This window comes from Allobosea sp. WAO, from assembly GCF_001509835.1.
Classification (GTDB): domain Bacteria; phylum Pseudomonadota; class Alphaproteobacteria; order Rhizobiales; family Beijerinckiaceae; genus Allobosea.
Map to the genome: position 1 here is coordinate 228,655 of NZ_JXTJ01000018.1, position 12,110 is coordinate 240,764.

The 12,110-nt window shown below is 68.8% G+C and carries 10 protein-coding genes; 6 read left to right on the top strand and 4 right to left on the bottom strand.

Features of this window, described 5'->3' with window-relative positions; genetic code table 11:
* The first annotated feature begins 141 nt into the window (after positions 1-141).
* The gene (locus DK26_RS26925; RefSeq protein WP_248310120.1) at positions 142-2,022 is read left to right on the top strand and encodes a heavy metal translocating P-type ATPase; all 1,881 of its coding nucleotides are present in this window, start codon (positions 142-144) and stop codon (positions 2,020-2,022) included.
* A 70-nt stretch (positions 2,023-2,092) separates the two neighbouring features.
* On the opposite strand, the gene DK26_RS26930 is transcribed toward DK26_RS26925, so the two are convergent.
* The 4 genes from DK26_RS26930 to DK26_RS26945 form a co-directional block, all read right to left on the bottom strand.
* Positions 2,093-3,706: an FMN-binding glutamate synthase family protein gene (locus DK26_RS26930; protein ID WP_066479496.1), complete on the bottom strand. Its 1,614-nt coding sequence runs from the start codon at positions 3,704-3,706 to the stop codon at positions 2,093-2,095.
* 116 nt (positions 3,707-3,822) lie between these two features.
* Entirely contained in the window at positions 3,823-4,704 is an 882-nt protein-coding gene (locus DK26_RS26935; protein WP_083533640.1) for a formylglycine-generating enzyme family protein, read from the bottom strand.
* A 100-nt stretch (positions 4,705-4,804) separates the two neighbouring features.
* Positions 4,805-5,218, bottom strand: coding sequence for a hypothetical protein (locus tag DK26_RS26940; RefSeq protein ID WP_066479501.1), 414 nt, complete (start codon positions 5,216-5,218; stop codon positions 4,805-4,807).
* On the bottom strand, positions 5,211-6,191 hold the full coding sequence (locus DK26_RS26945; RefSeq protein ID WP_066479509.1) for a sugar-binding transcriptional regulator: 981 nt from the start codon (positions 6,189-6,191) through the stop codon (positions 5,211-5,213). Before DK26_RS26945 ends, DK26_RS26940 begins: the two co-directional genes overlap by 8 nt.
* 172 nt (positions 6,192-6,363) lie before the next feature.
* Here DK26_RS26945 and DK26_RS26950 point away from each other — a divergent pair, with 172 nt between their 5' ends.
* From DK26_RS26950 to DK26_RS26970, 5 genes are all read left to right on the top strand, one after another.
* Positions 6,364-7,719 (top strand): SAF domain-containing protein, encoded by a 1,356-nt coding sequence (locus DK26_RS26950; RefSeq protein WP_248310116.1) that lies wholly within the window; start codon positions 6,364-6,366, stop codon positions 7,717-7,719.
* Positions 7,720-7,745: 26 nt separating this feature from the next.
* Positions 7,746-8,738 (top strand): thiamine pyrophosphate-dependent dehydrogenase E1 component subunit alpha, encoded by a 993-nt coding sequence (locus tag DK26_RS26955; RefSeq protein WP_248310121.1) that lies wholly within the window; start codon positions 7,746-7,748, stop codon positions 8,736-8,738.
* The gene (locus tag DK26_RS26960) at positions 8,728-9,750 is read left to right on the top strand and encodes an alpha-ketoacid dehydrogenase subunit beta (RefSeq protein WP_066479518.1); all 1,023 of its coding nucleotides are present in this window, start codon (positions 8,728-8,730) and stop codon (positions 9,748-9,750) included. The genes DK26_RS26955 and DK26_RS26960 overlap by 11 nt, the downstream gene beginning before the upstream one ends.
* Positions 9,750-10,985: a dihydrolipoamide acetyltransferase family protein gene (locus DK26_RS26965; RefSeq protein WP_066479521.1), complete on the top strand. Its 1,236-nt coding sequence runs from the start codon at positions 9,750-9,752 to the stop codon at positions 10,983-10,985. Before DK26_RS26960 ends, DK26_RS26965 begins: the two co-directional genes overlap by 1 nt.
* A gap of 126 nt (positions 10,986-11,111) precedes the next feature.
* A complete protein-coding gene (locus DK26_RS26970; RefSeq protein WP_066479523.1) occupies positions 11,112-12,104 on the top strand; it encodes an ABC transporter substrate-binding protein in 993 nt (330 codons plus the stop codon).
* The last annotated feature ends 6 nt before the right edge of the window (positions 12,105-12,110 follow it).

A 12,110-nucleotide genomic window follows, 5' to 3' on the forward strand; every position in this document is an offset into this window, starting at 1 on the left:
TCCGCACCAGTTCACCTTGCCGCCGCCTGGGTCAAGCGCCGCAGGGCGAGCATCGGGGTTGCGCAGGGTGGCTGGTCGGATGACTTTGGCGTCTGCGACAATGCTGGCCGAGCACGCGATGGAGACGCGCTGGTGCCGGAGATGAAGGTCGAAATGCGTGAGGCCGGGCCGGCTACGGCTCCGCAGGGCATGCGTCTCTCCAGCCTCTGGCGGGAGCGGCTCGACCTGACGCTGGTCGCGATCGCTCTGTCGGGTCTGGTGATCGGCGGCATCCTCTGGTGGAACGGCGCGGAGGCGCGCTGGGCCTGGACGCTCGCGACGCTTCCGGTTCTCGCCGCCCTGCTCTTGCAGATCGCCGGCTCGCTGCGCCGGGGCGATGTCGGGCTCGACATCGTCGCCGCCTTGTCGATGAGCGCGGCGCTGCTGTTCGGCGAGGCGCTCGCCGGCAATGTCGTCGCGCTGATGTATGCCGGCGGGCAATTGCTCGAGGCCTATGCGCAGGGGCGGGCGCGGCGGGAAATGTCGGCCCTGCTCGGCCGTGTCGCTTTCACCGCAATACGCTATCGCGATGGCGCACTGGAGGAGGTGCCGACCGCTGAGGTACGGCAGGGCGACCGTTTGCTGATCCGCACCGGCGACGTGCTGCCGGTCGACGGCCATGTCGCCGAGGGCGCGGCCGTGCTCGACCTTTCGGCGCTGACCGGGGAATCGCTGCCGCAGACCTTCGAACGCGGCATGGACGCGCTGAGCGGCGCGACCCTGGTCGGGGCCCCCTTCGACCTGATTGCCAGCCGCCCGGCGGCGGAGAGCACCTATGCCGGCATCATCCGGCTTGTCGAGCAGGCACAGGCGAGCAAGGCGCCAATGGCGCGCCTCGCTGATCGCTATGCCATCGGCTTCCTCGTGCTGACGCTCGCCATCGCCGGCGCGGCCTGGCTGTTCCGCGGCGACCCGATCCGGGCGCTGGCCGTGCTCGTCGTCGCGACGCCCTGTCCGCTGATCCTCGCGGTTCCCGTCGCGATCATCTCCGGCATCTCGAAGAGCGCCCGCAGCGGCGCGCTGGTCAAGGATGGCGGCGTGCTGGAGGCGCTGGCGCGCATTCGCATCGCGGTCCTCGACAAGACGGGGACGGTGACGCAAGGGCGGCCGACGATCATCGCCATTCGCGCCGTCAACGGTTTCTCGCAGGACGAGGTTCTGGCCCTGGCAGCGAGCCTCGACCAGGCCTCGGCGCATGTCGTCGCAACCTCGCTGATCAAGGCGGCGACCGAAGCCGGGCTGGCACTGCACCCGCCGACGGAGATCTCGGAAACGCCCGGCAAGGGCATCGAGGGCAAGGTCGGCGAACGGCGCGTCGCACTCGGCGGTGGCGGCTATGTCGGGCGACGCAGCAGCGGCGGCGATGCCGATACGCTCGCAGCCGATGCGCCGCCCGGCACGCTGATGGTGGCAGTCGCCGCCGACGGCATGCTGGCCGGCGTCATCCTGCTGCAGGACCAGCTCCGCGACGATGCCAAGGCGACGCTCGCAACCCTGCGCCAAGTGGGGATCGAGCGGATCGTGCTCGCCTCCGGCGATGTCGGCGAGATCGCGCGCGCGGTCGGGACGAGCCTCGGGGTCGACGCGGTGCTCGGCGATCTCACGCCGGAGGGCAAGGTCGCCGTCATCCGGGAGGAAGAGCGGGCCGGACCGGTGATGATGGTTGGGGACGGCGTGAACGATGCGCCGGCGCTGGCCGCGGCGAGCGTCGGCGTCGCGATGGGCGCGCGCGGTGCCGCGGCTTCCTCGGAGGCGGCGGGCGTCGTCCTGCTGGTCGATGCGCTGGAGCCGCTGGCGAAGGCGATCGCCTCGGCCCGGCGCACCCGCATCATCGCCCTGCAGAGCGTCTTCGCCGGGCTCGGGCTCTCGGTGCTCGGCATGATCGTCGCCGCCTTCGGCCATCTGCCGCCGGTCCAGGGCGCGTTGTTCCAGGAGGCGATCGACATCGTCGTCATCCTCAACGCCTTGCGTGCGCTGCGTTAGCGATGGTCAGTGCCTGCGGCGAAGGCGGCGCCTCGAAGCGCTGGAGATCCTCAATCACGCCCGCATCATATCAGGCCCTGATCGCGTCAAAGCTCTCGGCGCTGGCGAGCTTCCAGGCCGAGGCATAGAACTCGCCGTCGACGCCCTTCTTGAGCAGACTGCCCGGTTCGAGGAAGCGGTGGAGCTGCGAGAACAGCTTGATCTCGGTCGTGCTGGTGCGCCGCACCAGATGGTGCGGCCCGAGCTCGGAGGGGTGGCTGACGCCGGCCGCGGCGAGCATCTCGGCGAGCGCCTTCAGGGTGTTGCGGTGGAAATTGTGCACGCGCTGGGCCTTGTCGGGCACGACGAGGGCGCGCTGGCGCAGCGCGTCCTGCGTCGCGACACCGGTCGGACAACGATTGGTATGACAGCTCTGCGACTGGATGCAGCCGATGGCGAACATGAAGCCGCGTGCCGAATTGACCCAGTCGGCGCCGATGGCGAGGACGCTGGCCATGTCGAAGGCACTGACCACCTTGCCGCTGGCGCCGAGGCGGATGCGGCTGCGCAGATTGGTGCCGACCAGCGTGTTATGGACGAAGAGCAGACCCTCGCGCAGCGGCACGCCGAGATGGTCGGTGAACTCGACCGGCGCCGCGCCCGTGCCGCCCTCGGCGCCGTCGACGACGATGAAGTCCGGTAAGATGCCGGTGGCGAGCATCGCCTTGACGATGCCCATGAACTCCCAGGGATGGCCGAGGCAGAGCTTGAAGCCGACCGGCTTGCCGCCCGACAATTCGCGCAACCGGGCGATGAACTGCATCATCTCGATCGGGGTCGAGAAGGCGCTGTGGCGCGCCGGCGAGACGCAGGTCACGCCCTCGGGCACGCCGCGGGTGAGGGCGATCTCGCGGCTGACCTTGTGTGCCGGCAGGATGCCGCCATGGCCGGGCTTGGCACCCTGGCTCAGCTTGATCTCGACCATCTTGACCTGCGGGTCGCGCGCCTGCGCGGCGAAGCGCTCGGGGTCGAATTTCCCGTCCGCGGTGCGGCAGCCGAAATAGCCGCTGCCGAGTTCCCAGATCAGGTCGCCGCCATTCTCGCGGTGATAGGGGCTGATGCTGCCCTCGCCGGTGTCATGGGCGAAATCGCCGAGCTTGGCGCCGCGGTTCAGCGAGCGGATCGCATTGGCGCTGAGCGAGCCGAAGCTCATCGCCGAGATGTTCAGCACCGAGGCCGAATAGGGCTGGGTGCATTGCGGCCCGCCGATCTCGATGCGGAAACCCGCGGGATCGCCGACCGCAGCCGGGCGCATCGAATGGCCGATGAACTCGTAGCCGCCGGCATAGACGTCGACCATGGTGCCGAAGGGGCGGTCGCCATCCTCGTTCTTGGCGCGGGCATAGATCAGCGAGCGCTGGCTGCGCGAAAAGGGCAGCCGGTCATCGTCGCTTTCGAGCAGGTATTGCCGGATCTCCGGGCGGATGCCTTCGACGAGATAACGGATATGCCCGAGGATCGGATAATTGCGCAGCACGGCATGCTGCGTCTGCACGAGGTCGTGGAGGCCGATCGTGGCGAGGACGGCGGCGACCAGCGTCAGTGGCCAGAGCCAGCTCCAGAAGGGCAGCAATAGGAGCGAGCCGAGCGCGACGGCGATGCAGCCGGCAAGCGCGGCGTAGCGATTGAACAGCGAAATAGGCAAGGCGGCCGGACCTCGTGACGATGCATCCCCTTAGTGGCCGAGCCTCGGACAAAAAGCCGGGCAGGACAATGCCCCTGCGGGCAGGCCGGTGCGGCGGGGACGTCGGCGCCGACGCTTCAGGCCGGATAGACCAGCCGGAAGCCCATATGGCTTGTACTCGAATCCGGCGCCGAGCCGATGCGGGCGGCGATCCGGTAGCGATGGCAGTAGGAGCGATGGCAGAGGAAGGAGCCGCCCTTCAGCACCTGCCGGCGCTCGCTTGCCGCCTCGCGGTTGAGCTGCTGCGCTGCCCGCTTCAGCGAGCGGACGCGGAAGGGCTCGGCGCACCATTCCCAGACGTTGCCGCACATATTGTAGAGCCCGTAGCCATTGGGCGGAAAGGACCGGGCCGGAGCCGTGCCGCGGTGCCCGTCGGCGCCGCTATCGGCCTGCGGAAAGCTGCCCTGCCAGATATTGCAGGGGAAGGGCCCGTCATCGCCGGGCTCGTCGTCGCCCCAGGGATAGAGCGCGCCTTTCAGGCCGCCGCGGGCGGCGTGCTCCCATTCCACCTCGCTCGGCAGGCGCCCGCCCGCCCAGGCGGCAAAGGCGAGCGCGTCGCGATGGGAGATATGGACGACCGGATGGTCGAGGCGGTCCTCGGTTACCGACCCCGGCCCAGCCGGCTGGCGCCAGCTCGCCCCGTCGACGCGGCACCACCAGGGCGCGCCGTGCGGGCGTTGCAGATCGCCGACAGGTCCGACGACGTCGCGTTCGAAGACGAATGACCAGCCATATTCCTCGGCCTCGCTGACATAGCCGGTCGCGGCGACGAAGGCGGCGAAGCGGGCATTGGTCACCACCGCCTCGTCCATCCGGTAGGCCGGCAGCTCGACAAAGCGGCGCGGCCCCTCGCCATCGGCTGGAAAGACCGGCCGGTCGGTGCCGATCTCGGCGCGCCCGGCCGGGATGGCGACCGTGACGGTCTCATCGAGGCCCGCGCCGGAGGCCGTCCGAGGCATGCCGGCCGGCTTCGCCGCAGGCGGTCGCGCGCTCAAAATGCCGCAGCAGCCCGGCTTGGGCTCGGTCGTCGTCAACGTGAATCTCCGCTGTCCACCGGCCTTAGGGCAGCTTGTGGTTCTCGAAGAAGCCGTCGAGCGGGATCTGCGTCTCCTTCTCGAAATCGTCCATCGCCTCGACAAGGCGCTGGCGATAGCCCAGTAGAGCGAGAAGAATCTGGGCGGCATCGCGCGACAAGCCGTAGCGCGACCAGCTCTCGGCCGTGCGCTGTTCGAGGCCGATACGGGTGCCGAAGGCCTCGACGCTGTCGAAGCCGAGGCCGCGCACCACCTCAAGCAACTCCTCGGCGCTCATCCGCGGCTTGACCAGATGCGAATGCACCCGCTCGAGCACGAGGCGCACATCCGAGGGCCGGAACTGCAGCGAATGGCGTGCCAGCTGCTGCAGATTGCCCGCCTTCGAGGTGCTCGCGCCGATCGGCCGCCGCGGCCCGCCGCCTTCGCGCCGCTCAACCATGCTTCTGCCCCGCAGGTGCCAGCAGCGCGTCCGCCGCGCTCTCATCGGTGATCAGCACCTTTGCCGCGCTGGCGCGCAAGGCAGCCCGGATCGCCGGCGCCTTGTTGGCGCCGCCGCCGGCAATGGCGACGAGGCCGATCCCGGTCAGCTCCGAGGGGTTCACCGCCATGATGCGCCGGTTCACGGGATGGTCGACCGGTTTGCCCTCGGCGTCGATGAAATGGCAGAGCAGGTCGCCGACCGCACCCGCCGCCCTCAGCGATTCGAGGTCCGATTCCGGTACGAGCCCCTCGCGGAACAGGGTCGAGTCCCGCCCGAGGCTGCCGATGCTGAGCAGCGCCACGTCGGCGGCGCGCGCCCTGGCCAGCAGGTCGCGCAGGGTCGGCTCGCCCCAGAGCGCATCGCGGATCTCGGCGCTGGAGACGAAGACCGGTGCCGTCAACTGGAAACAGTCGGCGCCGAACATGTCGGCCACGCGGCGGGCCACGGCCGAGGGGTTGATGCTGCGCGAATGGGTCAGGCCGCCGAGCAGCGAGACCACCGACATCGCCTCGATCTGGCGGGGCTGCATGCCGCGCAGCGCCTGATGCAGGGTTTCGCCCCAGCCGACGGCGAGCGACATGTTGTCCCGCAGCATGTCCGACAGCCAGAGGCCGGCGGCGTAGCCGACCAGAGCGGGGATGCTGGCGGCATCGCGCGCCGCCGGTACGACGATTGCTTCGTCGAGCCCGAAATTGGTGACGAGGCCGCGCTCCAGTGCGGCCTGCCGCGCCGAGCGCGCATCGATGCGGATGCGCACGATGCCTTCATTGCGGGCGGCGGCGAGAATGCGCACGACCTTGATGCGGCTCAAACCCAGCGCCTCGGCGATCTGCTCCTGCGTCAGGCCCTCGACATAGTAGAGCCAGGCGGCGCGGACCTTGTCGTCCGCGACCAGCGCCGCTCCCGATCGGGCTTCGTCTTCAACCGCCATAACGCTTCTGCCGAATTCCCTGACCGTCGTGCCGAACCATCGCTGCCCCGCAGCCGTTCGGCAATCCCGCTCCCCTCCATACGACTTGACAGCATGCGTCCAATGATCGTTTGTTGCAAATCCTGAACATATGTTCCAAGAAGTGCAATTCCTGGGTGGAGACGAACTGACGATGGCGGCAGCATTTTCGCCCCCGATGGGCGCGTCGCCGACGTCCGGGCTGACGCTGGCCGAGGCGCTGGAGCAACGCGAGCGGGCTGGCAGGCCGGTCCGGGTCGGGCTGATCGGCGCCGGCCAGATGGGCACCGACATTGTCGTGCAGATCGCGCAGATGCCCGGCATCGCGATCGCCGCGGTCGCCGACATCGCGCCGGAGCGCGTGGTGCAGGCGGCAGCGCTCGCCGGCTCGGCTGCCGATATCGTCTCCGACGCGGCCGGGATCGAGGCCGCCCTGCGCAAGGGCCGTATCGCAGCGACCACCTCGCTCGACCTCATCTGCAATTCACCAGTCGTGGATGTGATCATCGACGCGACCGGCAATCCCGAGGCCGGCTCGCGTGTCGCGCTCGCCGCGATCGCGGCGCGCAAGCACATCGTGATGATGAATGTCGAAGCCGACATCACCATCGGCTCCTATCTCGCGGCCGAGGCGGCGAAGGCGGGCGTCGTCTACACCCTCGGCGCCGGCGACGAGCCTGCCGCCGCCATGGAACTGATCAATTTCGTCCGCGCCATGGGCTATCCGGTCATCGCCGCGGGCAAGGGCAAGAACAATCCGTTCCGGATCGATGCGGTGCCGGCCGACTATGTCGAGGAAGCGACCCGGCGGAACATGAATCCGCGCATGCTGGTCGAGTTCGTCGACGGCTCGAAGACCATGGTCGAGATGGTCGCGATCGCCAATGCCTGTGGCTTCGTGCCCGACATCCCCGGCATGCACGGCCCGGAGGCGCCGCGCGTCGAGTTGCAGAACTATTTCTGCCCGAAGGAGGAAGGCGGCCTGCTCTCGCGCAAGGGCGTCGTCGACTTCACCGTCGCCAAGGGCGTCGCGCCCGGCGTGTTCTGCGTCGCCGAGATGCGCCATCCCAGGGTGCGCGAGCGGATGAGCGACCTGCATCTCGGGCCGGGGCCGTATTACTCCTTTTTCCGGCCCTACCACCTGACCAGCCTGGAGGTGCCGCTTTCGGCGGCGGCTGCCGTGCTGTTCGGGCTTTCCCATATGCGCCCGCTGCCGGTGCCGAGTGCCGAGGTTGGCTGCGTCGCCAAGCGTGACCTTTCCGTCGGCGAGACGCTCGATGCGATCGGCGAATACGCCTATCGCGGCTTTGCCCTGTCGCGGGCCGATGCACAGGCGCGCAACGCGCTGCCGATCGGGCTCGCCCAGGGCGCGAGCGTGACGCGGGCGGTGCGCAAGGGCGAGCTGATCACGCTGGCCGATGCCACGCCCGATCAGCGCCTGAAGATCGTCGAGGTGCGACGGGCGCAGGAGGCGATGGTCGCCGCGCTCGGCGGGGGAATCCAGGCATGAACGACATGAAGACAGATTCTGCGCCGATGGCGCGGCCGAACCAGCGGCCGGAGCTCGCGGCGCTCGACGATGCGACGCTCAGCGCCGCGCTGACCCGGATGCACCTGATCCGGAAATTCGAGGAGGCGGCCGAGGCGAGCTATATGCGCGGGCTGATCCACGGCACGATGCATCTCTCGATCGGCCAGGAGGCGAGCGCGGTCGGCACGACCCTGCCGCTGCAGCCGCACGACTACATCCTCTCGACACATCGCGGTCACGGCCACTGCATTGCGCGCGGAGCCGAGCCGAAGCTGATGTTCGCCGAGTTCTTCGGCAAGGAGACCGGCTACTGCAAGGGCCGCGGCGGCTCGATGCACATCGCCGATGTCGAGGGTGGCAATCTCGGCGCCAACGGCATCGTCGGCGGCGGCCTGCCGATCGCGGTCGGCGTCGGCATGAGCATCAAGGCGCAGAAGAACGGCCGGGTCTGCATGGTCTTCTTCGGCGACGGCGCCTCGAACGAGGGTGCCTTCCACGAGGCGCTCAACATGGCCTCGATCTGGAAACTGCCGGTCGTCTTCGTCTGCGAGAACAACAAATACGGGATGTCGATGGACATTGCCCGCGCCATGGCGGTGGCCAATGTCGCCGACCGGGCGAGCGCCTATGCGATGCCGGGCCATTGCCTCGACGGCAACGATCTCGCCGGCGTCGCCGCGGTGGCGCGCGAGGCGGTAGAGCGGGCGCGCAGTGGCGGCGGTCCCTCGCTGATCGAATGCAAGACCTATCGCTGGCGCGGCCATTCCAAGAGCGACCGCAATCTCTACCGCAGCAAGGAAGAGATCGAGGAGTGGCGTGCCCAGGACCCGATCCGGCGCCTCGAGGACGAGCTCAAGGCGCATGACCGTTTCGACGCTGCCGCCCTGATGAAGCTCGAAGAGGACGCCCAGCGCGAGATCGACGCGGCCGTCGAGTTCGCCCGCACCTGCCCGGACCCCGATCCGAAAGACCTGACCCGTGACGTCTATGCCATCTGAGCTGATCGAAGCGCCCGCGGAGCTGCGCGAGCTTTCCTATGCCGAGGCCGTGCGCGAGGCGCTGGCCCAGGCAATGGAGGCCGATGAACGCGTATTCCTGTTCGGCGAGGATGTCGGCGTCTATGGCGGCGCCTTCGGCGTCTCCGGCGACCTCGTCCACCGCTTCGGCGCCGAGCGCGTCATCGACACGCCGATCAGCGAGCTCGGTATCGCCGGGGCGGCGGTCGGCGCCGCGATCACCGGCATGCGGCCGGTTGTCGAGATCCAGTTCTCGGATTTCGTCACGCTCGCCATGGAGCAGCTGGTCAACCAGGCGGCGAAGATCCGCTTCATGTTCGGCGGCAAGGCGAGCGTGCCGATGGTGGTGCGCCTGCCCGGCGGCTCGGGCACCGGCGCCGCCGCCCAGCACAGCCAGAGCCTGGAAGCCTGGTTCGCCCATGTGCCGGGGCTGAAGGTGCTGCAGCCGAGCACGCCGCACGATGCCAAGGGCATGCTGCTGGCGGCGATCGACGATCCGAACCCGGTGATGATCTTCGAGCACAAGCTACTCTACAAGACCAAGGGCCATGTCCCGGCCGAGCCCTATCGCGTGCCGATCGGCAAGGCGGCGATCCGCCGCGAGGGCACCGACATCACCATCGTCGGCTCCTCGATCATGGCGCTGAAGGCGCAGGCGGCCGCGGCGCGGCTCGCGGATGAAGGCGTTTCGGCCGAGGTGATCGACCTGCGCTCGATCCGCCCGATCGACTTCGGGACCATCGCCGAGAGCGTGCGCAAGACCCACCGCCTGATGGTGGTCTATGAGGGCGTCAAGACCATGGGCATCGGTGCGGAGATTTCCGCCATGATCGCCGAGAGCGAAGTCTTCGACTTCCTCGATGCGCCGATCGTCCGCCTCGGCGGGGTCGATGCGCCTATCCCCTATAATCCCGTGCTGGAGAAGGCAGCGGTGCCGCAAGAGGACGACATCTTCACCGCCGCGCTCAACCTCCTGCGCCGCGGAGAGGCCTGATGCCGGTCGAGGTCATCCTCCCCAAGGTCGACATGGACATGGAGACCGGCACGATCGAGGCCTGGCACGTCAGGGAGGGCGATCAGGTCCGCCAGGGTGAGACGATCTTCGAGATCGGCACCAACAAGGCGGTGATGGAGGTCGAGGCGCCGGCGAGCGGGGCCATCCGCCGCATCCGGGCCGAGACCGGCATCGCCATCGCGGTCGGCACGCCCGTCGCATGGATCTATCTCGACGGCGAGGCGGAGGATGCGGCACCGGCGGCAAAGCCTGCGGCGATGCCCACTCCGCAGCCCGCCGCGCCGGCCGCAGTCGTTGCGAACCACGCCAGCAATGGCGTCGCTGTCGGCGCCGTTCCAGCGGGCTTGCGTGCGACGCCTCTCGCGCGCCGCGTCGCACGCCAGAACGGCATCGATCTCAGGACCATTGCCGGCACCGGGCCGCGCGGGCGGATCGGCGAGGCCGATGTCCGCAGCCATATCGCTGCGGTGGTAGCTCCCGCGCCGGTCGCGGTCGCTGCCGCGACCTGCCGCAGCGCCGAAGCCCCGGCCGACACGCTGAAGCCCTTCTCCGCCATTCGCCGCATCGTCGCGACGCGGCTTTCGGAGAGCATGCGCACGGCGCCGCATTTCTATCTCACCAGCGAAATCGAGATGAGCGCCGCTCAGGGGCTGCTGCGCCGGCTCGCCGCCCGGCATGAGCGGCTCGGCGCGCCGAAGCCGAGCCTGACCGTGCTGATCGCGCGGATCGCCGCCGGCGTGCTCGGCCATCACCCCCTGCTCAACGCATCGGCGGAGGGCGAGGCGACACGCTTCCATGAGCGGATCGATATCGGCATCGCCATGGAGCGCGAAGGCGATCTCGTCGTGCCGGTGCTGCGCGATGCCGGGGCGATGGACATGCCGGCCATGGCGCGCGAGTTCGCGCGGCTGCGCGAGGGGGTGGCGAAGCGCAGCCTGACGCCGGCCGAGCTCGGCGGCGGCACCTTCACCATCTCCAATCTCGGCATGTACGGGGTCGACAGCTTCACGGCGATCATCAACCCGCCGCAGGGCGCGATCCTGGCGATCGGCCGCACGGTCGAGAAACCGGTCGGCCGGGACGGGCAGATCGTGCTGCGGCCGATGGCGAACTTCACCCTGTCCTCGGATCACCGCATCATCGACGGGGTCACGGCGGCGCGCTTCATGGCTGATCTGCGCGAAGCGCTGGAGAACCCGGAAGTGCTCTTGTGAGAGATGCAGGCCGCCCTGCCTGAGTTCCGGCATGGTGGCGGCAAGGACGAACTGATAGCCAGCAGTGACGAAGATCGTCCGGCGCCCTAAGGCGGTAAGGACGACAGACACAACGGAGGAGACATCATGACCCAGACCAGACGCAGCCTCGTCATCGCCGCCCTCGGTGGCCTGCTTGCCGCGAGCCCCGCCTTCGCCCAGGAGCCGGCGGGCAAGCTCGTGCTCTACACCTCGCAGCCGGAGAAGGACGCGGCGCAGACCACGGCCGCCTTCAAGAAGGCCTACCCCAAGGTCGAGGTCGAGATCTTCCGCTCCGGCACCACCGAAGTGATGGGCAAGCTCGCGGCCGAGATCTCGGCCGGCCAGCCGCGCGCCGACGTGCTCTTGATTGCCGATGCGGCGAGCATGGAGATCCTGAAGAAGGATGGCCGCCTGCTCGCCTATGCCGGCGCCAAGGTCGACGGGCTGCAGCCCGGCTCCTTCGACGCCGACAAGACCTATTTCGGCTCGAAGCTGATCACCACCGGCATCGCCGTCAACACCGGCGCCAAGACCCGCCCGATCTCGTGGAACGATCTCGGCAATCCCGAGCTGAAGGGCCAGATCTCGATGCCGAGCCCGCTCTATTCGGGCGCTGCGGCGATCATGCTCTCGACCATGACCGCGCGCCCCGATCTCGGCTGGAAGCTCTTCGAGCAGCTCAAGGCCAATGAGGCCGTCGCGGTGCGCGGCAATGGCGCCGTGCTGCGCGCTGTCGCCAGCGGCGAGAAGACCTATGGCGTACTGGTCGACTTCATGGCCTTCAACGCCAAGGCCCAGGGCTCGCCGGTCGAGTTTATCTTCCCGAAGGAAGGCGCCCCGGCAGTGACCGAGCCGGTCGCGGTGCTGAAGACGACCAAGAACGAGGCTGCCGCCAAGGCCTTCGTCGACTTCATCCTGTCGGATGAGGGCCAGAAGCTGGCGCTCGCCATGGGTTACATCCCGGCCAAGCCAAGCGTCGGCTCGCCCTCCTGGCTGCCGGCCGGCACCAAGATCAACGTCATGGACTCGGACATCGCGGCCGTGGTCAAGGCGACCGAGGCGGACAAGGCCCGCTTCGCCACCATGTTCGGCAACTGAGATCGG

What these genes read in the sequence shown, in the direction of transcription:
- DK26_RS26935 (WP_083533640.1), bottom strand. Translation starts at nt 4,704, where the DNA reads ATGCCTCGGACGGCCTCCGGCGCGGGCCTCGATGAGACCGTCACGGTC.
- DK26_RS26965 (WP_066479521.1), top strand. Translation starts at nt 9,750, where the DNA reads ATGCCGGTCGAGGTCATCCTCCCCAAGGTCGACATGGACATGGAGACC.
- DK26_RS26960 (WP_066479518.1), top strand. Translation starts at nt 8,728, where the DNA reads ATGCCATCTGAGCTGATCGAAGCGCCCGCGGAGCTGCGCGAGCTTTCC.
- DK26_RS26950 (WP_248310116.1), top strand. Translation starts at nt 6,364, where the DNA reads ATGGCGGCAGCATTTTCGCCCCCGATGGGCGCGTCGCCGACGTCCGGG.
- DK26_RS26925 (WP_248310120.1), top strand. Translation starts at nt 142, where the DNA reads ATGAAGGTCGAAATGCGTGAGGCCGGGCCGGCTACGGCTCCGCAGGGC.
- DK26_RS26970 (WP_066479523.1), top strand. Translation starts at nt 11,112, where the DNA reads ATGACCCAGACCAGACGCAGCCTCGTCATCGCCGCCCTCGGTGGCCTG.
- DK26_RS26940 (WP_066479501.1), bottom strand. Translation starts at nt 5,218, where the DNA reads ATGGTTGAGCGGCGCGAAGGCGGCGGGCCGCGGCGGCCGATCGGCGCG.
- DK26_RS26945 (WP_066479509.1), bottom strand. Translation starts at nt 6,191, where the DNA reads ATGGCGGTTGAAGACGAAGCCCGATCGGGAGCGGCGCTGGTCGCGGAC.
- DK26_RS26955 (WP_248310121.1), top strand. Translation starts at nt 7,746, where the DNA reads ATGGCGCGGCCGAACCAGCGGCCGGAGCTCGCGGCGCTCGACGATGCG.